The sequence below is a fragment of the Arthrobacter sp. P1_C12_2 genome (assembly GCF_056406415.1).
The window spans coordinates 19,748-42,246 of the sequence record NZ_JBFUAF010000005.1; the positions used below are offsets into that span (position 1 = coordinate 19,748).

General features: G+C 67.7%; 15 protein-coding genes. 4 read left to right on the forward strand and 11 right to left on the reverse strand.

Annotated elements, in window-relative coordinates:
* The first annotated feature begins 102 nt into the window (after positions 1-102).
* From AC1DZQ_RS07095 to AC1DZQ_RS07110, 4 genes are all read left to right on the forward strand, one after another.
* Positions 103-1,206, forward strand: a complete 1,104-nt coding sequence (locus AC1DZQ_RS07095) for a fatty acid desaturase family protein (RefSeq protein ID WP_476962850.1) — start codon at positions 103-105, stop codon at positions 1,204-1,206.
* Between the two features lie 178 nt (positions 1,207-1,384).
* Complete coding sequence (locus AC1DZQ_RS07100) at positions 1,385-2,350, forward strand: quinone oxidoreductase family protein (protein WP_476962851.1); 966 nt, start codon at positions 1,385-1,387, stop codon at positions 2,348-2,350.
* A 112-nt stretch (positions 2,351-2,462) separates the two neighbouring features.
* Positions 2,463-6,395, forward strand: a complete 3,933-nt coding sequence (locus AC1DZQ_RS07105; protein ID WP_476963039.1) for a Pls/PosA family non-ribosomal peptide synthetase — start codon at positions 2,463-2,465, stop codon at positions 6,393-6,395.
* Positions 6,396-6,442: 47 nt separating this feature from the next.
* Entirely contained in the window at positions 6,443-7,864 is a 1,422-nt protein-coding gene (locus tag AC1DZQ_RS07110; protein WP_476962852.1) for a M1 family metallopeptidase, read from the forward strand.
* Here the strand turns inward: AC1DZQ_RS07110 and AC1DZQ_RS07115 are convergent, their stop codons facing one another.
* The 11 genes from AC1DZQ_RS07115 to AC1DZQ_RS07165 all read right to left on the reverse strand — a co-directional run bounded on the left by AC1DZQ_RS07115 (position 7,865) and on the right by AC1DZQ_RS07165 (position 22,493).
* A complete protein-coding gene (locus tag AC1DZQ_RS07115; RefSeq protein WP_476962853.1) occupies positions 7,865-8,617 on the reverse strand; it encodes a 4'-phosphopantetheinyl transferase family protein in 753 nt (250 codons plus the stop codon).
* A gap of 44 nt (positions 8,618-8,661) precedes the next feature.
* The gene (gene pheT / locus AC1DZQ_RS07120) at positions 8,662-11,205 is read right to left on the reverse strand and encodes a phenylalanine--tRNA ligase subunit beta (RefSeq protein ID WP_476962854.1); all 2,544 of its coding nucleotides are present in this window, start codon (positions 11,203-11,205) and stop codon (positions 8,662-8,664) included.
* Between the two features lie 3 nt (positions 11,206-11,208).
* Entirely contained in the window at positions 11,209-12,270 is a 1,062-nt protein-coding gene (gene pheS, locus AC1DZQ_RS07125) for a phenylalanine--tRNA ligase subunit alpha (RefSeq protein WP_476962855.1), read from the reverse strand.
* A 167-nt stretch (positions 12,271-12,437) separates the two neighbouring features.
* Positions 12,438-13,913 (reverse strand): gamma-aminobutyraldehyde dehydrogenase, encoded by a 1,476-nt coding sequence (locus AC1DZQ_RS07130; RefSeq protein ID WP_476962856.1) that lies wholly within the window; start codon positions 13,911-13,913, stop codon positions 12,438-12,440.
* 118 nt (positions 13,914-14,031) lie between these two features.
* The gene (locus tag AC1DZQ_RS07135) at positions 14,032-15,414 is read right to left on the reverse strand and encodes an aspartate aminotransferase family protein (RefSeq protein ID WP_476962857.1); all 1,383 of its coding nucleotides are present in this window, start codon (positions 15,412-15,414) and stop codon (positions 14,032-14,034) included.
* A 58-nt stretch (positions 15,415-15,472) separates the two neighbouring features.
* Entirely contained in the window at positions 15,473-15,832 is a 360-nt protein-coding gene (locus tag AC1DZQ_RS07140; RefSeq protein WP_476962858.1) for a cupin domain-containing protein, read from the reverse strand.
* The gene (locus tag AC1DZQ_RS07145; RefSeq protein WP_476962859.1) at positions 15,832-17,253 is read right to left on the reverse strand and encodes an NAD(P)/FAD-dependent oxidoreductase; all 1,422 of its coding nucleotides are present in this window, start codon (positions 17,251-17,253) and stop codon (positions 15,832-15,834) included. The genes AC1DZQ_RS07140 and AC1DZQ_RS07145 overlap by 1 nt, the downstream gene beginning before the upstream one ends.
* A 92-nt stretch (positions 17,254-17,345) precedes the next feature.
* A complete protein-coding gene (locus AC1DZQ_RS07150; protein WP_476962860.1) occupies positions 17,346-19,001 on the reverse strand; it encodes a dipeptide ABC transporter ATP-binding protein in 1,656 nt (551 codons plus the stop codon).
* A complete protein-coding gene (locus AC1DZQ_RS07155; protein WP_476962861.1) occupies positions 18,998-19,864 on the reverse strand; it encodes an ABC transporter permease in 867 nt (288 codons plus the stop codon). The genes AC1DZQ_RS07150 and AC1DZQ_RS07155 overlap by 4 nt, the downstream gene beginning before the upstream one ends.
* Positions 19,861-20,814, reverse strand: a complete 954-nt coding sequence (locus AC1DZQ_RS07160) for an ABC transporter permease (protein ID WP_476962862.1) — start codon at positions 20,812-20,814, stop codon at positions 19,861-19,863. Before AC1DZQ_RS07160 ends, AC1DZQ_RS07155 begins: the two co-directional genes overlap by 4 nt.
* On the reverse strand, positions 20,811-22,493 hold the full coding sequence (locus AC1DZQ_RS07165; protein ID WP_476962863.1) for an ABC transporter substrate-binding protein: 1,683 nt from the start codon (positions 22,491-22,493) through the stop codon (positions 20,811-20,813). Before AC1DZQ_RS07165 ends, AC1DZQ_RS07160 begins: the two co-directional genes overlap by 4 nt.
* Between the last annotated feature and the right edge of the window lie 6 nt (positions 22,494-22,499).

Below are 22,499 nucleotides of genomic sequence, written 5' to 3' on the forward strand. Positions count from 1 at the left end.
GCGGAGACCCGGGGGCGTATGCTGAGTAGAGGGTGATCTTGACCGTGCAGCTGCGAATGTCAGTTGCAGCGTTGCCCGTTACCGTGACGAGGCCAGCGCCCCATGACCGCCACTTCCACCCTTCCCACCCAAACGCCGGCGCGTCCGCCATCGCGCGTCCGGCAGCCCAACGCCGTAGTCCTGAGCTATTCGGAACTCCTCAAAAGCGTCAAGACCGCCGGCCTTCTCGAACGGCGCGTCGGCTTCTACGTCACCGTCTTTTCCAGCCTGGTGCTGCTGATGGCCGCCACTTGGTTCGGGTTCGCGCTGATCGGTGACAGCTGGTTCCAGCTCCTGATCGCCGCCGCCCTGGGCATCCTTTGCACCCAGCTGAGCTTCCTGGCGCACGAGGCCGGGCACCGGCAGATCTTCGCCTCCCGCCGCGCCAATGACTGGGCGGCACGGCTGCTGGCCACGTCCGTGGCCGGGATCAGCTACTCCTGGTGGGAGCAGAAGCACGGTGCGCACCACAACCACCCGAACGTCATTTCCAAGGACCCGGACATCGCGCCCGGCCCCATCGCCTTCCACCCCCAAGCCGTAGCCGACCGCCAGGGACGCCTCGCGTTCCTGACGCGCAAGCAGGGCTGGTTCTTCTTCCCGCTCCTGTTCCTGGTGGGCCTGGGACTTCAGATCGATTCCGTGAAATTCATCGTCCGCCGGGCCAAGGTCGCGCACCGCTGGGTTGAAATCCCGATCCTCGCAGTCCGGCTCAGCCTCCTGCCCGTTCTCGCGTTCACCTTCTTGCCGCTGGGCATGGCGTTCGCCTTCATCGGCGTCCAGCTGGCCGTGTTCGGCTTCTACATGGGCGCGTCCTTCGCGCCGAACCACAAGGGCATGCCGGTACTGCCGGCGGACAGCCGGGTGGACTTCTTCAGCCGCCAGGTCCTGACGTCCCGGAATATCTCGGGCGGCCGCTTCATGGACATCCTGCTCGGCGGCCTCAACCGCCAGGCAGAACACCACCTCTTCCCGGACATGGCCCGCCCCCAGCTGGACAAGGCCGCCAAGATCGTCCGCGAGTACTGCGCCAAGCACCAGGTCCCGTACACGGAAACCACGCTGATGCAGTCGTACGCCATCATTGTCCGCTACCTCAACGATGTTGGACTCGCCGCGGGCCGTCACTTCGAATGCCCGATGGCAACGGTCACCCGCCGCTACTAAGGGACGCATCACCCCGGCGTCCGCGCAGGACCCGCTTAGCCGGACGCCGTCACGTGCAGCTGTCACGTGAATGCATCGCGTGACAGCCTGTTACGGAACGCCCCTTCATGGTTACCGCCGGTGTCCCTAGGATGGACCCAGGGACCGGGACAGACTTTCCCGCCGGAGAAGGAGCCACATGATGCACGCAATCGTCGCCCGCCAGGCCGGGGGCCCCGAGGTCCTGGAGCTCGACAAAACAGCCCGTCCCGTTCCCGGGCCGGGCCAACTGCTGGTCAGGGTCTCCGCCGCGGGCGTGAACTTCATCGACACCTACAAGCGCAGCGGCGTCTACAAGGTCAGCTACCCCTTCACGCCCGGCTCCGAGGCTGCAGGCACCGTGGAGGAGGTTGGCGACGCCGTCACCGGGTTCGCTCCCGGCGACCGGGTGGCGACGGCCGAGGGCGCTGGCTGTTACGCCGGCTATGCACTCGTCGATGAGGACAAGGCCCTCCCGGTTCCCGACGGCCTGGACGACTTCACTGCCGCGGCCCTGCCGCTGCAGGGGGTGACGGCTCACTATCTCATCAACTCCACCTTCAAGGTCGAGCCCGGCCACACGGTCCTGCTCCACGCCGGCGCCGGTGGCGTCGGGCTCCTGATGATCCAGCTGCTCAAGGCCAGGGGCGCCCACGTCATCACCACCGTTTCGACGGACGAGAAAGAGCAGTTGGCCCGCGACGCCGGCGCCGACCACGTGCTGCGCTATAACGGTTTCGCCGAGCGGGTCCGGGATCTGACCAACGGCACCGGCGCGGACGTGGTGTACGACGGCGTCGGAAAAGACACCTTCGACGCCTCCTTGGCGTCGCTGCGCATCCGGGGCATGCTGGTGCTCTTCGGCGCAGCGTCCGGCCCGGTCCCGCCGTTCGACCCGCAACGGCTCAACGCCGGCGGCTCGCTGTACCTCACGCGGCCGACCATGGGCCACTATCTGCGCGACGCCCGGGAACGCCGCTGGCGCTCCGACGAAGTCTTTGCCGCCGCTGCCGAGGGCAGTCTCAAGGTCAGGATCGGCGCCCGCTACGCCCTCGCCGAGGCAGCCCGTGCCCATGATGACCTCGAACAGCGCCGCACCACCGGCAAAGTCATCCTGGTCCCCTAAGCCGCACGGTCCCCAAGCCGCACGGCAACACCATCCGTTCATCTCCTGCAGGGATAATGCGCCAGTGACCGAGCAACGACTGACCCCGAGTGAAGCCCCCGACGCCGGTGCGGTGCAGAGTCTTTCCGCTCCCCCTGTCACCGTCCACGAGCCCCAGCTGCCGGGCGCGCTTTCCGCCCCGCCGGAGCGGACGCTGATAGACATCCTCCGCGATACTGCTGCCCGGTACCCGGATGCTTCCGCCCTCGACGACGGCCACCGCTCGCTCAGTTACGCCCAGCTCATGGACGAGGTCCGGGCGACCGCGCGGAAACTGCACCTTGCCGGACTGGGTGCCGGCGACAAGATCGGTGTCCGGATCCCGTCCGGCACCAACGAACTCTACGTCTCGATCCTGGCGGTCCTGCTGGTCGGTGCGGCCTACGTCCCCGTAGACGCCGACGATCCGGACGAGCGGGCCAAACTGGTCTTCGGGGAGGCGAGGGTGGCCGCCATCCTCCGCGCCGGCGGGACGATCGTCACGGACAGCAACCACCCCCGCCCGTTCCCCGATCCCAGGCAGCCTGGCCCCGATGACGACGCGTGGGTCATCTTCACCTCCGGCTCCACCGGCACCCCCAAGGGCGTTGCGGTCCAGCACCGCTCGGCCGCCGCGTTCGTGGACGCCGAGGCCCGCATCTTCCTGCAGGGCGATCCGGTGGGCCCGCAGGACCGGGTGCTGGCCGGCCTGTCCGTTGCCTTCGATGCCTCCTGCGAGGAAATGTGGCTCGCGTGGCGCCACGGTGCCTGCCTTGTCCCGGCACCCCGGGCGCTGGTCCGGACCGGGATGGACCTCGGCCCCTGGCTCATCAGCCACGGGATCACCGTGGTCTCCACCGTCCCCACACTCGCCGCGCTCTGGCCCGTGGAGTCGCTGGAAAGCGTCCGGCTGCTGATCTTCGGCGGGGAGGCGTGCCCGCCGGACCTTGCCGAGCGGCTCGCCGTCGAAGGACGGGAAGTGTGGAATACCTACGGGCCCACCGAGGCCACCGTGGTCGCGTGCGCCGCCCGGCTCGGCGCTCCCGGCCCCGTCCGGATCGGACTGCCGCTGGACGGCTGGGACCTCGCCGTCGTCGACGCCGATTCGGTACCAGTCGCCGAAGGCGCGGTGGGCGAACTGATCATCGGCGGCGTAGGACTGGCCCGGTACCTTGACCCGGTCAAGGACGCGGAAAAATACGCCCCGATGCCGTCCCTGGGCTGGCAGCGCGCCTACCGCTCCGGCGACCTCGTCAAGTACGAAGCAGAAGGCCTCATTTTCCAGGGCCGCGCCGACGAACAGGTCAAGCTCGGCGGCCGCCGGATCGAGCTCGGAGAAATCGACGCCGCACTGCAGTCCCTGCCGGATGTCGCCGGCGCCGCCGCCGCCGTGCAGACAACCGCGGCCGGCAACCAGATCCTGGTCGGCTACCTTGCCGCCGTGTCTGGCCGGGACATCGACCTCGCGGCCGCACGCGAACTGCTGGGCGAGAGCCTGCCCGCGCCCCTCATCCCGCTGCTGACGCTGGTCGATTCGCTGCCGACCAAGACCAGCGGCAAAGTGGACCGCCATGCCCTGCCCTGGCCGCTCAGCGGCACCGGAGCTGCCGAGGCCGATGGCGCCCCGCTGAACCTGCCCGATGACGCGCAGTGGATCGTGGAGCAGTGGAGCGCCGTGCTGGGAAGCCCGGTCACCAGCCTCGACGCCGACTTCTTCGCCTACGGCGGCGGCTCGCTGGCCGCCGCACAGCTCGTATCCGCCCTGCGCGTCCGCTATCCCACCATCACGGTGGCCGATATCTACGCGACCCCCCGGGTGGGCGCCCTGGTGGACGAGGCGCGGCAGTCGCTCCCGGAGGGCGGCATGGTCGCCGCCCAGGAGCGCACCGTCCGGCCCACCGCCCGGACGTCCCAGGCCTTCCAGACGCTCCTGGGCGTTCCCTTGCACATCCTGGTCGGCATGCGCTGGCTGACCTACCTGATGGCCGCCAACAACCTTCTGGCCGCCTTCGCCGGATTCAGCGCCGCACCAACGGTCTCGTGGTGGTGGGTGGGCGCGTCCTGGCTGGTCTTCGTCAGCCCCGCCGGGCGGATGCTGCTCTCCGTTGCCGCCGCCCGCCTCCTGCTCCGCAACGTCGTGCCCGGCACCTATCCCCGGTCCGGGCGGGTGCATCTCCGGCTCTGGCTCGCGGAACAGATCCAGGACCTGGCCGGCGCCATCAGCCTGGCCAGCGCCCCCTGGGTGCCCTACTACGCGAAGGCGCTCGGCGCGAAGATCGGCGAGAACGTCCAGCTGCACTCGCTCCCGCCCGTCACCGGGCTGCTGTCCCTTGGCGCCGGGTCCAACATCGAGCCTGAAGTCGATCTGTCCGGCTGGTGGATCGACGGCGACCGTGTCCACATCGGCGCCATCCGGATTGGCCCCGGCGCAAGCGTCGGCGCCCGCAGCACGCTCATGCCCGGAGCCACCGTGGGCGCCGGCGCGCAGGTGGAGCCTGGCTCCGCTGTGATCGGCAAGGTCAAGGCAGGCCAGCTCGTGGCCGGGTCACCGGCCGAGCGCCGCGGCAAGGCCCGGCATTCGTGGCCGGACTCCCCGCCCGAGCACCGGCTGATGGGCCGGCTGTGGTTCGCGGGCTTCGCCGCCGCGTCCGCCATGCTGGCGCTCATCCCCTACGTCTCCGCCGCCGTCGCGGCCCTCGTGATCTTCGCGTTCATCCAGGGCAGCTCCTCCCTGCCCGCGGCCCTGCCCGGCATTGCCCTCTCGATCCCGCTGGCGGCGCTGGCATGGTTCCTGACCAACCTGCTGCTGATCCTGGCCACGACGAGGCTCCTCAGCGTCGGACTCGCCGAAGGCTACTACCGGGTCCGGAGCCGGATCGGCTGGCAGGTTTGGGCGACCGAACGGGTACTGGACCTGGCCCGGGACCTGCTGTTCCCGGTCTACGCCAGCCTCTTTACGCCGGTCTGGCTGCGGCTTCTCGGCGCGAAAGTCGGCCGCAACGTGGAAGCCTCGACAGTGCTGCTGATTCCGCGCATGACCACCGTGGGCGAAGGCGCGTTCCTGGCCGACGACACCATGGTGGCGTCCTACGAACTCGACGGTGGCTGGATGCACATAGCCCCGGCCAAGATCGGCAAACGCTCCTTCCTGGGCAACTCCGGCATGACGGCGGCCGGGCGCAACGTGCCCAAGAACTCCCTCGTGGCGGTCCTGTCCGCGACGCCGGCCAAGGCGAAGTCCGGCACATCGTGGCTCGGCAGCCCGCCCGTGCGGCTGCGGCGCACCGCCATCGCCTCGGACGACACGCGGACCTACCAGCCGCCCCGGAGGCTGAAGATCGCGCGCGCCCTCTGGGAGCTGTGCCGGTTCGTCCCGGTCATGCTGACAGTTGCCATCGCCGTAGGGGTGATGCTCGCATTCGACGCGATGGCGACCCTCTTCAACTACGGAATCGCCGCTGTCCTGAGCGGGGTGGTGGTCCTGTTTGCCGGGGCCGCGGCCGCCGGCAGTGCCGTAGTGGCCAAGTGGCTGCTGGTGGGCCGCATCCGCCCCGGCGAGCACCCGCTGTGGAGCTCCTTCATTTGGCGCAACGAGGTGGTGGACACGTTCATTGAGATGGTCAGCGCCCCGTGGTTCGCCCGCGCTGCTACGGGGACACCGGCGCTGGTGTGGTGGCTGCGGGCACTCGGCGCGAAGATTGGCGCCGGGACCTGGTGCGAGAGCTATTGGCTGCCTGAGGCGGACCTTGTCACTCTCGGCAGGAACTCGACCGTCAACCGGGGGTGCGTGGTCCAGACCCATCTGTTCCATGACCGAGTCATGAGCATCGACACTGTTACGCTCGATGACGGAGCCACCATGGGGCCGCACGGCGTCATCCTGCCGCAGGCCAGGATCGGCAGCGGCGGCACGGTGGGGCCGGCGTCCCTCGTCATGCGGGGCGAAACCGTCCCGGCCGGGACGTACTGGATGGGCAATCCAGTCAGTCCGTGGGACGGGCCGGCACCGCCCGCCGGGTCCCCTTAGGCCCGGCCCGCGCACGTCCACCAGCACCACAACCGAAGGTCCGTCCATTGAGCACCAGTGCACCAAGCAGCGGCGCCGCCGCCCGCGGGGAAATCAGCGGGGAAATCAGCCGCGAAATCAGCCGTGTAACCAGCCCGGAAGCCGGCGCCCCGGACCCCTATATGCCGGGGCATGGGACCAACGCCTACCGTGTCACCCGGTATGAACTCGATCTGGACTACCGGGTCAGCAGCAACCGCCTTGCCGGGCACGCCGTCCTGCACGCCATCACGCAGCTCCCGACGTCGGCGATCGTGCTGGACTTGGCAGGATTGCGGGCCACGAAGATCCAGCTCGACGGGCGCCGGGTGCGCAGGTACACCCAGCGGGCCGAACAGCTCGTCGTCTACCCCGACAAGCCGCTGCTGGCCGATGAGGCCTTCACGCTGGACATCCGCTACGAGGGCTACCCTGCGCCGCGCCGCGGCGTGTGGGGCGAAGTGGGCTGGGAAGAGCTCTCCGATGGTGTGCTGGTCGCCGGCCAGCCTAACGGCGCAGCCTCCTGGTTTCCGTGCAATGACCATCCGCGGGACAAAGCGAGCTACCTCATCACGGTGACCACCGACGCAAACTACCGGGCCGTGTGCAACGGCGTGCTGCTCTCCCGCACCAGCAGAGCCAGCCGCGAGACCTGGGCGTTTGAGCAGGCCGAACCCATGGCTACGTACCTGGCCACAGTCCAGATTGGCCGTTATGAGCTCCTGACGCTCAATACCGAGCGGCCCTCAGGGCACGTTCCGCAGTATGTGGCCGTGCCGGCGTCGCTGGCTGCGGGCGCCCGGGCCGCCCTGGCCCGCCAGCCCGACATGATGCGGACCTTCACTAATTGCTTTGGGCCGTACCCGTTCCCGGAGTACACGGTGGTGGTCACCGAAGACGTGCTGGAAATCCCGCTGGAAGCGCAGACACTGTCCATCCTGGGCCCCAACCATCTGCGGCAGGACTGGGAGTCGCAGCGGATGATCGCCCACGAACTCGCTCACCAGTGGTTCGGGAACTCGCTCACCACTGCAACGTGGAAGGACATTTGGCTGCACGAGGGCTTTGCCTGCTACGCGGAATGGATCTGGTCTGAAGAGGCCGGCATCATGTCGGTGGCGGCCCGCGCCCGCGCCGCCTGGCGCAAGCTCTCCGCTTCCCCGCAGGACCTGATGGTGGGCGATCCCGGCCCGGAACTGATGTTTGACGACCGGGTCTACAAACGCGGAGCCCTGGCCCTGCACGCCCTGCGGGTACGCTGCGGCGACCTGGCATTCTTCGCCTTGCTGCACGACTGGACGGACCGCTTCCGCCACGGCACCGTGACAACTGCCGACTTCATCGTCGCGGCCGCCCACACGACGGGTCTCGACGCAGAGGCACTGCTGCACCCGTGGCTGTTCGACGACGCCCTCCCGCCGCTCCCGCAGGCATCGCCGCCCAAGCTCTGACTATGGAATGACCGCGAGGGCGACGGCGGCCACGAGGTCCGAGGGCAGGCCCGTCTCTGCCGGCGGCAGATCCCGGAGCCCGGCGCGGCCGTCCACGTTCGACGCCAGCACGTCGAGGGTGTCCGGGGCCGTCTGCAGCCCCGTGCCCAGCATCTTCAGCCAGGCCTCCTTGCGCGCCCACAACCGCGCCCGGCCCCGCAGCAGGGAGATGCCGTCCAGCCCGGCGAGATGCCGTTGTTCGGCCGGGGTCAACACGACGTCGTCGAACCCGTCGAAGTCCGCCCGGGCCGGATCCTCGACGTCGATGCCCAGGCGCTGGCCCGGAACCGGGTCCACGACCCCGGCCAGAAGCGTCCAGCCGGCCGCGCGGGACAGGCTCAGCAGCAACGGCACCGTCTCGCCCCGGAGCAGGTAGCCGGGCCGGCCGTGTGAGATGTCCCCACCGGTGCCGCACCGTGGACAGCTGTACCAGGCGGTGAGGTCCGACGCCGGGACCCCGAGCAGACCGGCGGCGAACTGCCGCTGCGCGAGCCGCCCGGCAAGGAAGTCTTGCCGGGTCCGTGGGGTCATGGCCCGGGCCCGCCCGAGCTCGGCCCCGTCCAGCAGGGAACGCGAGTCACGTTCCAGCTCGGACGCAGCCGCGGTTGCCGCCGCGGGCCCCGGAACACCAGGGTCCCCGGGGACACCAGTCACACCGGGGTCGCCGGGAACGCGAAAGGGCGGGCAGGCACGCACAACAAGGTGTGATGCCATGACCCGCCCCTTTCAGAAAGTCAGCGCTGTCACCAGCGCAGTTCTCAGCGCTGCACCGCTCCGAAGCGTTCGTGGGCAGCGGCAACGGCACCTTCACGCGCCGCCGAGGCCTCGTCCGCCGTCAGCGTGCGGTCGTTGGCGCGGAAGCGCAGGCTGAACGCCAGCGACTTCTTGCCTTCCTCGATGCCCTTGCCCGCGTAGACGTCGAACAGTGCGACGTCCTCGAGCAGCTCGCCTGCGCCTTCACGCAGGGCCGTCAGCACCTCCTCCGCCGGGACGTCCTGCGGCACCACGAGGGCCACGTCCTGGGTGGCCACGGGGAACGTCGAGATGTGCCGGGCCACGATCACGTCGGCAGCGGCTTCGAAGAGGGCGTCGGCGTTTAGTTCCAGCGCCACCGAGCGGGCCGGCATGTCATGTGCCGCGAGCAGTTTCGGGTGCAGCTCGCCGGCGTAGCCCACCACTTCGCCGGTGCGCAGCTCAAGCTGTGCTGCCCGGCCCGGGTGGAAGGCCTGGTGCCGGCCCTGCGTGACCAGGAGTTCGACGCCGAGCACGTCGCCGGCGATCCGGGCGATGTCTACCGCGTCCGCCCAGTCCCAAGCCCGCGGGGCGTGGCCCGGGGCGGCCGGAGAGTCGTGCCCCGTGAGCACAGCACCGAGGTGCAGCGGCTGGTCCGGGACGCCGTCGTACAGGCCATCGAGTACCTCATCGCTGGGCTTGACGCCGAGCGGCGGAATCGCGGAGGTGCCAAGCTTCTCGCCGGGCAGGAACACGAGGCCGGCCTCGAAGAGGGCGAGGTCGCGGAAGCCGCGGGAGTGGTTGCGCTTGGCTACCTCGATCAGGCCCGGCAGGACGGAGGTCCGCAGGAACCCGTGCTCCTCGCTGATCGGGTTGGCCAGCTTGAGGGCCTTGCGCGCCGTGCCCTCGGCAGGGACGCCAAAGGTGTCATTGGCGGCCTTGGAGACGAACGGGTAGGCCAACACCTCGGTGAGCCCGGCGTCGGCGAGGGCCTGGATCATGCGGCGGCGCTGCTGCTGGACGCGGGTCAGGCCACGGCCCGGGGGCGCCACCGGCAGGGTCGCCGGGATTTTGTCGTAGCCGACCAGCCGGGCGATTTCCTCGGTGAGGTCGTCCTTGGTCTCGAGGTCTTGGCGCCAGCTCGGGGCGGTCACCGTGTAGCCGTTGCCGGTCTTGGCAACCACTGCGCCGAGGTCTTCGAGCGAGGTCAGGATCTGTTCCTCGGTGAAGTCGATCCCGATCCGGGCTGCCGCGTACTCTGCCGGCAGCTCGATGGTGACGGCGTCCGGTGCGGTCCCGACGTCGGTCCCGGCCTCGTCGGCCGTACCTCCGGCGAGTTCGACCAGCAGGTCCACCACACGCTGGGCGGCCACGTCGGCCACCTGCCAGTCCACGCCGCGTTCGAAGCGCTTGGACGCCTCGGACGGCAGCTTGTGGCGGCGGCGCGCGCGGGCGATCGAGACCTCGTCGAAGTGCGCTGCCTCGACCAGGACGTTCGTGGTGGCGTCCGACACCTCGGTGTGCGCACCGCCCATGACGCCGGCGATTCCGATGGGGCCGGATTCGTCCGTGATCAGCAGATCCTCGACGTCGAGCGTGCGCTCCTTGTCGTCCAGGGTGGTGATCTTCTCCCCCGCCGTGGCGCGCCGAACGACGATGTCGCCAGCCAGCTTGTCCAGGTCATAGCAGTGGTTCGGCTGTCCGAGCTCGAGCATGACGTAGTTGGAGATATCCACCGGCAGCGAGATGGACCGGATGCCGGCGAGCCGGAGACGGGAGGTCATCCACGGCGGGGTGGGCCGGGTAGCGTCCACACCGCGCACGGTGCGGGCCACAAAACGGTCGCAGCCGGGTTTGCCGTAGATGGGGGCGTCGTCGTTGAGCTTGACGCCGTAGCCGCCGGACAGCGCCTGCGGAACCTGGACCTTGGACACCGGGTCCGTGAACACGGTGCCGGTGGCATGCGCGTATTCACGGGCCACACCGCGGATGGAGAAGCAGTAGCTGCGGTCAGGGGTGACGTTGATTTCCGCGGCCTGGTCGTAGAGGCCCAGCAGTTCCATGGCGTCGGTGCCGATTTCGGGATCCAGCCCGATCCGGGACAGCACCAGTATGCCGTCGTGGTCCTCGCCGATGCCGAGCTCACGCACGGAGGCGATCATGCCGGCGGACAGGTGCCCGTAGGTCTTGCGCGCGGAAATGTGGAAGTCGCCCGGCAGCACGGCGCCCGGAAGGGTGACCACCACCTTGTCGCCTTCGACGAAGTTGTGGGCGCCGCAGATGATGCCCTGCACGCCGGAGGGGTCGATGCCGTCGCCGGTCAGGGTCTGCTGCTGGCCCTCGGGGACAACCCGGACCTGGCACCAGTTTATGGTCTTACCGTTGGTCTGGGGTTCCTTGACGATGCTGAGCACCTGGCCCACCACGATCGGTCCCTGGAGGGTGTCCGTGGGGCGGTGGACTGTTTCTTCTTCGAGTCCGACCTTGACGAGCTCGGCCATGACGTCTTCGGCCGTTGCTTCGGCCGGTACCTGCGCGAATTCGCGCAGCCAGGAAAGTGGGATACGCACTGTTTAGATCTCCATCCCGAAGTGCTCGCTGAAACGTACGTCGCCTTCAATCATGTCGCGCATGTCGCCAACCTCGTTGCGGAACATGAGGGTGCGTTCGATGCCCATGCCGAAGGCAAAGCCTGAATAGACGTCCGGGTCGATGCCCGCGGCGCGCAGGACGTTGGCGTTGACCATGCCGCAGCCGCCCCACTCGATCCAGCTGGGACCGCCCTTGGCGCCCGGGTGCCAGATATCGAGCTCCGCGGACGGCTCGGTGAACGGGAAATAGTTGGGCCGCAGCCGGATCTGGGCTTCCGCGCCGAACATCTGGCGCGCGAAGTGCTCCAGGGTGCCGCGGAGGTCTGCCATGCTCAGCTTCTTGTCGATGGCCAGGCCCTCGAACTGGTGGAACACCGGCGTGTGCGTCGCGTCGAGCTCGTCCGTGCGGAACACCTTGCCCGGGCACAGCACGTAAATGGGCAGCTCCCGTTCCAGCATGGAGCGGACCTGCACCGGCGAGGTGTGCGTGCGCATGAGCAGGTGGGCTTCGGGCGGCTCGACGAAGAACGTGTCCTGCATGTCGCGGGCAGGGTGGTCCGGCTTGAAGTTCAGGGCATCGAAGTTGAACCATTCGGACTCGACCTCGGGCCCTTCGGCGATTTCCCAACCCATGCCGACAAAGATGTCCGCCACGCGGTCCTGCAGCGTGGAAAGCGGGTGGCGCGCACCGGCCTTGCGCCGCCGCGGCGCCGCCGTGACGTCGACCGTCTCTTCGACGAGGATCCGCGCGTCGTTCTCGGCCTCGAGCTCGACCGTGCGGTCCGCGAGCGCCTTGTTGACTCGTCCCCTGGAGGCGCCCATGAGCTTGCCGGCGGCAGCCTTCTGGTCCTTGGGCAGCGCGCCGATCTCACGGTTGGCGAGGCTCAACGCGGATTTTTCGCCCGTGTGCGCGAGGCGCACGGCTTTGAGTTCATCGAGGGTCGCGGCTGCGGCGATGGCGGCAACGGCCTGGTCTACGGCAGCGGTAATGGCGGCTTCATCCAAAGGATTCGGGACGGCTGCGCCCGGCAAAGTTTCAGTCATCTACTGTTCTTAGCTACGAGTCGGATCATGCCAACAGCACACGGCCGGGCACAGGGCACGGCGCGGGTTGTGGGCAAGGCTTGTGGTCACTGTCCCCAGTCTAGTAGACGGCCGTCGGCCGCACGGCAACGGCCGGGTGCACGTGACGCCGGCCCGGCGCGCAGCAGTCAGCGGAGCCGGTAGATGGTCCGGTGCCAGTCCTTGCGGGCGTTTCCGGTGATGTCGAACATGACGTGCTTGATCTGGGTGTATTCGTCGAACGAGTAGGCGGACATGTCCTTGCCGAAGCCTGACTCCTTCACGCCGCCGTGGGGCATTTCACTGATGATCGGGATGTGGTCGTTGATCCATACGCAGCCGGCCTTGATCTCGCGGCTGGCCCGCAGGGAGCGGTACACGTCGCGGGTCCAGGCCGAAGCCGCGAGCCCGTACGGGGTGTCGTTGGCCAAGGCGATGGCGTCGTCGTCGGTGTCGAAGGGCAGCACCGTCAGCACGGGACCGAAGACCTCATCGCGGACAATTTCGCTGTCCGGCGCTGCGTCAACGATCAGCGTGGGGGTGTAGAAGGCGCCCGCGGCCAGGTCGCCGCCGGGGATTACGCCGCCGGTGACCACTGTGGCGTAGGCCCGGGCACGGTCCACGATCGCGGCCACCCGGTCCCGGTGGGCGTAGGAGACCATGGGCCCGATGTCGGTCTCCTCATCCGCCGGCGCCCCCACCCTGATTCCCCGGTAGAGCTCAGCGACCTTCTCCACGAACTCCCGGTAGACACTGTGGTGCACGATGGCCCGCGTCGCGGCTGTGCAGTCCTGTCCGGTGTTGATCAGGCTTCCGGCGACGGCACCGTGGGCGGCGGCCTCGAGGTCAGCGTCCTCGAAAACGACGAACGGCGCCTTTCCGCCGAGTTCCAGGTGGACCCGTTTGGAATTGGTGGCGGCGGCTTCCAGGACGGTCCGGCCTACCCTGGTGGAACCGGTAAAGGAGACCATGTCGACCCCCGGGTGGCGCAGCAGTGCTGCGCCGGCTTCGGGCCCGTCGCCGACGACGATGTTCACCACACCATCCGGCAGGCCCGCCTGCTGCAGGGTCCGGGCGAACATCAGGGTGGTCAGCGGGGTGATTTCGGCCGGTTTAAGCACGATGGTGTTGCCGGCGGCGATGGCAGGAAGGATCTTCCACGCCGCCATCTGCAGCGGATAGTTCCACGGCGAGATCGATCCGATCACGCCGATGGGTTCGCGGCGGATGCTGGACGTGTGGTCCGGGGAGTACTCCGCGGTGGCTTTGCCTTCAAGGTTCCTGGCGGCCCCGGCGAAAAAGTCCGTGTTGTCGATGGTCCCCGGGATATCGAACTCGCGGGCAAGACGAAGCGGCTTGCCCGTTTGACGGCTCTCCGCCAGGGCGTAGTCCTCCGACTGGTCCTCTAGCAGGCGGGCGAAACGGGAAAGCACCGCTGAACGCTCACCCGGGGTGGTGGTGGACCATGCCGGGAATGCGGCCCGCGCGGCAGCCACCGCGAGGTCGACGTCGGCGGCACTGGCGAGGGTGACCGTTTCCACCACTGCACCGGTGGACGGATCGACAATATCCAGTTTGCGGCCGGAGGTGCCGGTCTGGGATTGCCCGGAGATGAACTGGTGCATGTGTGTCTTCCTTTTTTCTTGTTCGACGTCGGCGGAGCGCCTTCGCGGCGGAGGGGGCGCCTGGGCCGACATGAGGTCAGCCCGGAGCGGAGCGGTGGGGATGATCGCTGTTGCCGGGCTAGAGCAGCGCCTCGGCGGCCGTCAAGGTGTGCCGCAGGATCTGCTCCATTTCGTCGAACTCGGACTGTCCGATGATCAGGGGCGGGGAGAGCTGGATGACGGGGTCTCCCCTGTCGTCGGCCCTGCAATAGAGGCCGTTGTCGAAGAGTTGCTTGGAGAGGAAGGTCTTGAGGATTCGGTGGCTTTCTTCCGGGGTGAAGGTTGCCTTGGTGATCTTGTCCTTGACCAGTTCGATGCCGTAGAAGTAGCCGCTGCCGCGCACATCCCCCACCAGCGGAAGGTCCAGGAGCTTTTCGAGGGTGCCGCGGAAGGCATCCTCGTGGTCCAGCACGTGCTGGTTGAGGCCCTCGCGTTCGAAGATGTCCAGGTTGGCCAGCGCGACGGCGGCGGCGACGGGGTGGCCACCGAAGGTGTAGCCGTGTTTGAAGAAGGCATCGCCTTTTGCGAAGGGCTCGAAGAGGCGGTCCGAGGCGATCATGGCACCCATGGGCACGTAGCCGCTGGTCAGGCCCTTGGCGCAGGTGATGATGTCCGGAACGTAGTTGAACTTCTCCGCACCAAAGTAGGTGCCGAGCCGCCCGAACGCACAGATGACTTCATCGCTGACCAGCAGGACGTCGTACTGGTCGCAGATTTCGCGCACCCGCTGGAAGTAGCCCGGCGGCGGCGGGAAACAACCGCCGGCGTTCTGTACCGGCTCCAGGAACACCGCGGCAACAGTCTCCGGGCCTTCGGCCAGAATGGTGGTCTCGATTTCATTGGCAGCCCAGAGTCCGAACGCCGCCGGGTCTTCCGCGTGCTGGCCGGCCCGGTAGAAGTTGGTATTGGGGACACGGTGCGTGGAGGGCACCAGCGGCTCGAAATCAACTTTCAGATCCGCGATCCCGGTGATGGACAGGGCGCCGTGCGTGGTCCCGTGGTAGGCCGTGGTCCGGGAGATGACCTTGTGCTTCTGCGGCCTTCCGGTCAGCCGGAAGTACTGCTTGGCCAGCTTCCATGCCGACTCCACCGACTCGGAGCCGCTGTTCGTGAAGAACACCTTGTTCAGGCCCGGAGGGGCCAGCAGTGCCAGCCGTTCAGCGAGCTCCGTGGCGGGCTTGTTGGCAAAGGACCACAGGGGGAAGAACGCGAGTTCGGAGCCCTGGCGGGCCATGACGTCGGCCAGTTCCGTGCGGCCGTGGCCCACTTGTACCGTGAACAGGCCCGCGAGTCCGTCGAGGTACTTGCGGCCTTTGTCGTCGTAAATGTAGGCACCCTCGCCGCGCACGATCATCGGCAGCTCGTCGTTTGTCTGGGGGTGGGGGGAAAAGTGCAGCCAGAGATTTTCCCGCGCTGCGGCCTTCAAGTCGGTCCGGTTCCGCGGTTCAGCGAGCTGGGTCACGGATATCACCTTTTCTTCAAATGGGTGGTTGAGTTGGATTGCAAAAGTGTGGGGCGCACTAGGGGCTGAGGTAGACCTTGCGCAGGCGTTCGTGGACGGTCCAGGTGGTGCGCATGCCGGCGCCCAGGCGCATCAGGGTTCCCGGCGACAGGGCCACGATGCCCGCCCCGCGGTCGTCTCCGTGGATTTCCACGGTGGCCCTGCCCGCGATGACGATGAAGAGTTCCTCCGCCTCCACGTCGTGCATGCCGCCGGCAGACATTTCCCAGACGCCAAGAGCCAGGTCTGCAAAGCTGCCCAGCGCGCGGGTGGCCATGGTCGGTGCGCCGGAGGCTACCGTCCCGGGTTGCACTTCTTCGTGCAGCACAGAAAGCGCTGTCGCGTCCACCGGAGCGCCGGGAATCAGTTCGGGTCTCATCAGGAGTCAAACCCCATGCCGACCGCGTCCATCAGTTTCAGCCACGGTCCGCGCCGGCCCTGGTTCCGGTCTGCGCGGACCATCGCCGCGGTGGTGATCTTGACGCCGAGCCAGGTCAGCGGCTCGGGCGGGAAGGGCAGCGGGCGCTTCCTGACCATGCGGAGCCGGGTGCGTTCAGTCGTGGCTCCGGAGAGCAGGTCCAGTATGACGTTGGCCCCGAAGCGTGTGGCCCCGACGCCCAGTCCGGTGTAACCCGCGGAGTAAGCGACACGTCCGCCGTGGGCGGTGGTGAAGAAGGAGAAGAAGCGGCTGCAGGTGTCGATGGCCCCGCCCCACTTGTGTGTGAAGTTGACACCCTCAAGCTGCGGGAACGTCGCGAAGAAATGTGCCGCAAGCCGTTCGAAGGTCTGCTCGCGCTGGTCATATTCCGGTTTGACGGTGCGGCCGTAGTAGTAGACCGCGTCATAGCCTCCGAAGAGAATGCGGTTGTCTTCGGTGAGCCGGTAGTAATGGAAGCGGTTGTTCAGGTCGGACAGTCCCTGCCGGTTGGACCAGCCGATGGCGGACAGCTGTTCGGCGCTGAGCGGCTCGGTTATCAGCACGTAGTCGTAGACGGGGACGGTGTGCAGGCGGGTCCGCTTGAGCAAGGAGGGGAACACGTTGGTGGCCAGCGCCACGTCGGCGGCGGTGACCGTTCCGGCGTCCGTTGCAAGCCGGACGCCCTGTGGGGTGCGGGTGAGGCCGCGGACGGGCGTGTGTTCGTAGATTTCGACGCCGAGTTCCAGGCAGGCGCGTTGCAGGCCCCAGGCAAGCCGGGCGGGGTTGAGCATGGCGCTGCCCTGCTTGTCCCAGAGCCCGGCCCTGTAGACGGGCGAGTCCACTTCTGCGCGGACCGCCGTCTCGTCTAGGAACACGACGTCCGGGTTCTTGCCCTTCTCGACCTGCAGCCACTGGACCTGATGGTCTTCCGTGGCAACGTTGAGAGTCCCCGTCCATTCGAAGCCGCAGTCGATGCCGTACTTCTTGATCGCGTCTGAGATTTCCTGCAGGTTTTCCAGCCCTAGTTCATGCAGCCGGTCCGATTCTTCGGGGAGGTGCTTTTCCCCATTGGTCTCGCCATGGGTCAGGCTGGCGTCGCAGAATCCGCCGTTCCGGCCGGACGCGGCCCAGCCGATGCGGTCGCCTTCGAGCAACACCACGCGGCGGCCGGGGTCACGTTCTTTGGCCATGAGTGCCGCCCACAGCCCGGTGTATCCGCCTCCGACGACGGCCAGATCCGTGGTGGTGTCGGCAGCGAGAGCGGCCAGAGGCTTAGGACGGGCCAGGTCATCGAGCCAGTAGGGCTCCCGGGAGGCGCCGTCGAGCGCCGACGCGATTTGTTGCGGGCTGATCGTTGACTCAGCGGTGTCATAGGTGGTCATGGCGTCGCTCCGATGGTGTGTGGTGTGGGTGGACCGTCCGGCAACAGAGGGGCGGGCCTACGGACATGGCTTTGGGGATCCGGGCTGGAGCCTTACCCTGCAATTGCATCGAGGCTCCAGCCGGGTTTCGGGATCGAGTCGATGAGGAGCCGCGTGTAGGCGTGCCGGGGGTGTTCGAGCAGCTCAGCCGTTGCGCCGGATTCGACCACGGCGCCTTGACGCATCACAGCAGTTGTTTCGCACACGCGCCGGACGACGGCGAGGTCATGGCTGACGAACACAAGGGTCAGCCCGCGTTCGCGCCTGATTTCGTCGATGAGGTCGAGAACCTGGGCCTGGACCGAGACGTCGAGGGCGCTGGTGGCCTCGTCCAGCACGAGGACCTCGGGTGACGCTGCCAGGGCCCGGGCGATCGCGACCCGCTGGCGCTGCCCGCCGGAGAGCGTGCGCGGCCTGGCCTGGGCGTGCTTTCCGGCGAGCCCGACCTGATCGAGCAACGTCAGTACACGCGCCCGCGCGTCGGCGTGGCGCGAGGGCGAGTGCAGGCGGAGGGCGTCTTCGATCGCGGACCCGGCCGAAATGCGGGGGTCGAGGGATAGATACGGGTCCTGGAAGACGATCTGGACGGCCTGGGCGCGTTCCAGCCTTTCCACGCGGCCGGCGGCCCGCTTGGACCGCGAGACCCCGTCGACAAGGATGTCACCCTCATCGGGACGCTCCAGCCCGACGAGCATTCTCGCCAGCGTGGACTTGCCCGAACCTGATTCGCCGACGATCGCCAGGGCTGCGCCCCGGTCCACCGAGAAGGACACGCCGTCGACGGCGCGGAGGTCGTCCGCGCCGCGAATCGAGTACGTCTTGGTCAGCCCGCGGGCCTCGAGCGCCGGGGTGCGCGGGCCGGGGGCGTCAACGCGTCCGTCCAGGGGGAACAGGTCGTGCGCATCGGATAACACCGGCCTTGCAGCGGCGGAAGTGATGCTCGGCGTCGCCGCAATCAGACGCTTCGTGTACTCGGCCTGAGGGTTCGCGAAGACGGCCCGCGCGTTGCCGTGCTCGACGATGACCCCCGAATGGATCACGTAGACCCGATCGCACAGCGCCGAGGCGAGGTTCAGGTCATGCGTGATGAACAGCATTCCCATGCCGCGCGTTTCCTGTTGCTGCCTGAGTACGGCGATGATTTCCGCTTGGGTCGTTACATCGAGCGCAGACGTCGGCTCATCGCAGACGAGCAGGCGGGGCGAGGTGGTGAGGGCGCCGGCGATCATGACGCGCTGCAGCATCCCGCCGGAGAGCTCGTGCGGGAACTGCGAGAGGTGCGACTCCGGCCGCGGCAGACCGACCGAACGGAGCAAATCGAGAGCCCGCTTGTCGGCATCGGGCTTCGACCAGCCGTGACACAGCCGCAGTGATTCGGTGAGGAAGTCACCGATGCGCCGCACCGGGTTCACCCCGGAACGCGGATCCTGGAACACCATCGAGACGGTGCCGCGGCGCCGCGCGAGGGCCTCCCCCGGGGGGCAGCGGAGCATGTCCGTTTCGTCGAGAAGCACGGATCCGCCGGTTTGGGCGCCCCCCGGCAGGAGACCGAGCACGGTCCGGGCGGTCAGCGACTTGCCTGAACCGGACTCCCCGACGAGCCCCACAGTCTCGCCCGCTTCGACGCGCAGGGAAATACCGTCCAGCAGCCGGGAAGCCGACCCGCCCGCCAAATCGATCGTCAGCTCGGAAATCTCCAGCAAAGTCATGAGGGCAGCCTTCCGCCGATTCGATCGGAGAGCTCTTCCCCGATGATGTTCACAGCAATCACGACCAGCACGACGGCGATCGCCGGGACCAAGGCGGGCAGCGCCTGGCCGCTCAGCAACGCACCCCGGCTGTCGTTGATCATTGAGCCCCAGTCGGCCGTCGGTGGCTGCACACCGAGGCCAAGGAATGACAGTGCCGCGAGGTCAGCGAGCACATACCCGAAGTTCAGGGTCGACTGCGCCCCGACGGTAGGCATGACATTGGGAAGCACCCGCCGGACGGCGATCCACCCACCGGAGAATCCCTGCACCCGGTAGGCCGCAACATAGGGCCGGGCGCGTTCGGAGACGACGAGCGATCGGACGAATCTCGCTACATACGGGGTGTAGGCGATGATCATCGCGACCACCGGCGCCGTGAGCCCCTTGCCGAAGAGCGCAACCGCAAGGATGGCGAGCAGCAGGGCGGGGAACGCGAAAAGTAGGTCGAAGACACGGCCCAGGACCGAATCGATCCAGCCGCCGAACCAACCGGCCAGGAGCCCGAGCGCGATGCCGAGGAGCGTCGAGAGCCCCACGACCAGAAGCGGGCCCAGCAGCGAGGTCCGCGCGCCGAGCATCATCCGGCTCAGGGTGTCACGGCCCGCGGCGTCGGTGCCGAGCCAGTGCGCGGCCGTGGGCCCGGACAGGACATTGCCGAGGTCGACGAAGTCGGGGTCGTAGGGTGCGATGATCGACGCGGCTGCCGCGGCGGCGACGACAACCATGAGGCCCAGCATGGCGATGCTGGTCATGAAAAGGGCGTTGCCGGCCGAAAGGCGGACCGGGCGGAGCCCGCTACGGGCGAATATGGAAATAGTCATCGTGCTGCTGCACCTGCCTTGCTGCGGGGGTCGATAGCGGATGCGAGCAGATCGACGCCCGTGTTCACGGTCACGAAGATCACGACAATGAGAAGGACGATGGCCTGGACGACGGCGAAGTCGAGCCGGTCGACGGACTGGACGAGCAGGGAGCCGATGCCGGAGAGCCCGAACGCCTGTTCCACGATCGCGCTGGCCACGAGCAGGCCGGCGACGAGCACGCCGCTCACCGTGAGGATGGGCCCGAGCGCATTGCGCAGCACATGGCGGCGGACGACGGCGCCGCGGGCGACGCCGCGGCTCACCGCGACCTCCACATGCTCGCGGCCGAGCTGATCCAGCATCGAGGATCTGGTGACCCGTGCCACGAGCGCCACGAAGACGAGGGCGAGGGCGAGGGCCGGGAGCACGAGGTGATAAAGCGTGTCCAGAAACCCCGTTCCGCTGCCAAATGAGGGGAACCAGCCGAGCTGCACGGAGAAGAGCGCGATGAGCGCGATTGCGCCGACGAAGGAAGGGATCGCCGCGAGCCCCGTCAACGCGGTGAGGATGATCCGATCCGCGGCCTTCCCGCGGTTCAGAGCCGCAACCATGCCGGCCGCGAGACCAAGGAGGCCGATGATGAGCCCGGCCAGGACGATCAGCCCAAGTGTCGTCGGTGCGCGGGAGGCGAGCAGGGTGCTGACGTCCTCGCGGTACTGGAAGGACCGGCCGAAATCCCCGTGAAGGACGTTGACCAGCCAGTCGACGTATTGCGCCAGGACCGGCTTGTCGAGCCCGTACTGTGCGGTCACAGCGGCGATGGCCTCCGGACTCGGGCTGCGGCCCCGCAAGAGGAAGCCCAGGGGGTCCCCGGGCACCAGGTACATGGAGAAGAAGACCAGGATCGAGGCCACAAACACGGTCAGGACGAGGGCGCCGAGCTTCTTCAGGATGAGCGCCAAGGTCACTTTTGCGCTCCGATCGTGGCCGCCCACGGGAAGTACATGTAGTTGATCGACGGCGACACCCCGGTGATCCGGGAGCCGAGCCACAGGGTCGTCGGCACCTCGTAGAGCGGCAGCCACGGCAGCTCGTCGTTGACGATGTGCTGTGCCTTATCGGCTTCCCTGGCACGCTCGCTGGGATCGGCGACGCCGATGGCCTTGTTGACCAGCGTGTCATATTCCGGGTTCGACCATTGGCCGTAGTTGCTGAACTGGCCAGTGCGCAGGACGCTGAACATTTCGACCGGGTCTCCGGTCGATTCGTACCACTGCGTGTACAGCAGGTCAATGCCCTTCCGGGCAGCCGCGTCGGAGAACAGCGTCGTGTACTTGGCGGGCGAAATCGATTCGATGCGCGGCTTGAGGCCGATCGAGGTTGCAGCGGACGAGACGGCCTGGGCGATGACGTCAGCTCCCGCGGTGAGCGGGGAGGTCGCGATGACAATTTCCTTGCCGGCCGCACCGGCATCGGTGACGAGTTGCTTGGCGGCGCCAACATCGAGTGGGTAGTTTTCCAGGCCGGCGTACGCAGCGTCCGCCACCGCTTTGTCGACGCCGTTCCAGACCGAGCGGCTCGTCAGCGCGTCGGTCACCTTCGCATAGCCCTGTTCTGCCGCCGCAACCAGTCCGGGGCGGTCGATCGCCTTCATGAGTGCCTTTCGGACGCGCACATCGCCGAGGGGCCCGGTCATGTCCGTGACGATCTCGCTCACGATCGCGGTGTTCGTGCCGAAGTGGATTTTGCCGTTCGGCGACGCCGTCAGCGCTCCGATGGCATTCGACGGGATCATCCAGCCGCCGTCCACCTCTCCGGACTTGAAGGCGTTGACGCGTGTGTTCGGGTCGGGCAGGAACACAAACTTCACCTGCTTGGACTTGGCGACGAGGTTCTTGTCCCAGTAGGCGTCGAAGCGCTCGAGCGTTATGGCCTCGCCGGAGTCCCACTTCCCGAGGGAGAACGGGCCGGTGCAATTGACGCCGGCGGTGGAGTTGCCGTAGTCGGCGCCGTCCCTGATGAGGGTGGCGGCAGATTCCACGGTGCCGGGGCTCGCCGCCATCGCGAGGTTGAACTGCGAGTCGGGGACGGAAGTCGTGACTGTGACCTGCATATCACCGGTCTGCTCGACGGATGAGACATTGCTGTACGCGCTGTTCCAGTATGAGCCGACGGCGGGATCAAGATGGCGCTTGAGCGATGCCACGACGTCCGCCGCTGTGAGCGGGGTGCCGTCGTGGAAAGTGACCCCTGACCTGATGGTGTAGACCCAGGTCGTCGGCGTCGGATTGGCCCATTTTTCGGCAAGCCCTGGCGAGACGCTGAGGTCTGAGTTCCAGCGCAGCAGCGACTCGCAAACGTTGCTGAGCACCTGATTGTCCGGGTAATCGAACGCATACGCGTAGTCGAGGGAGGAAGGCTCTGCGTAGATCGACCAGGTGAAGGAGTCCAGCTCTCCTGCCGGCGTCGGAGTCGTGGCGGTGAGCTGGTAGCTCGCTGCTTCGTTGAAGGGGCTCTTCGGCGGGGTGCAGGCGGTGAATGCCAGCAAACCCGTGACGAGGGCGGCGGTGGCGGCGAGGGACCGCCGGGCCGGAACGCCTCGGGGACGGCGTTCGGCGGAGACGGGCGGTTGAGGTTCTATGGTCATGATGTC

Excerpts from the sequence above, each read along its gene's own strand:
- AC1DZQ_RS07140 (WP_476962858.1), bottom strand. The coding sequence starts at position 15,832 with ATGAGACCCGAACTGATTCCCGGCGCTCCGGTGGACGCGACAGCGCTT.
- pheS (WP_476962855.1), bottom strand. The coding sequence starts at position 12,270 with ATGACTGAAACTTTGCCGGGCGCAGCCGTCCCGAATCCTTTGGATGAA.
- AC1DZQ_RS07165 (WP_476962863.1), bottom strand. The coding sequence starts at position 22,493 with ATGACCATAGAACCTCAACCGCCCGTCTCCGCCGAACGCCGTCCCCGA.
- AC1DZQ_RS07100 (WP_476962851.1), top strand. The coding sequence starts at position 1,385 with ATGATGCACGCAATCGTCGCCCGCCAGGCCGGGGGCCCCGAGGTCCTG.
- AC1DZQ_RS07150 (WP_476962860.1), bottom strand. The coding sequence starts at position 19,001 with ATGACTTTGCTGGAGATTTCCGAGCTGACGATCGATTTGGCGGGCGGG.
- AC1DZQ_RS07155 (WP_476962861.1), bottom strand. The coding sequence starts at position 19,864 with ATGACTATTTCCATATTCGCCCGTAGCGGGCTCCGCCCGGTCCGCCTT.
- AC1DZQ_RS07095 (WP_476962850.1), top strand. The coding sequence starts at position 103 with ATGACCGCCACTTCCACCCTTCCCACCCAAACGCCGGCGCGTCCGCCA.
- AC1DZQ_RS07115 (WP_476962853.1), bottom strand. The coding sequence starts at position 8,617 with ATGGCATCACACCTTGTTGTGCGTGCCTGCCCGCCCTTTCGCGTTCCC.
- AC1DZQ_RS07130 (WP_476962856.1), bottom strand. The coding sequence starts at position 13,913 with ATGCACCAGTTCATCTCCGGGCAATCCCAGACCGGCACCTCCGGCCGC.
- AC1DZQ_RS07145 (WP_476962859.1), bottom strand. The coding sequence starts at position 17,253 with ATGACCACCTATGACACCGCTGAGTCAACGATCAGCCCGCAACAAATC.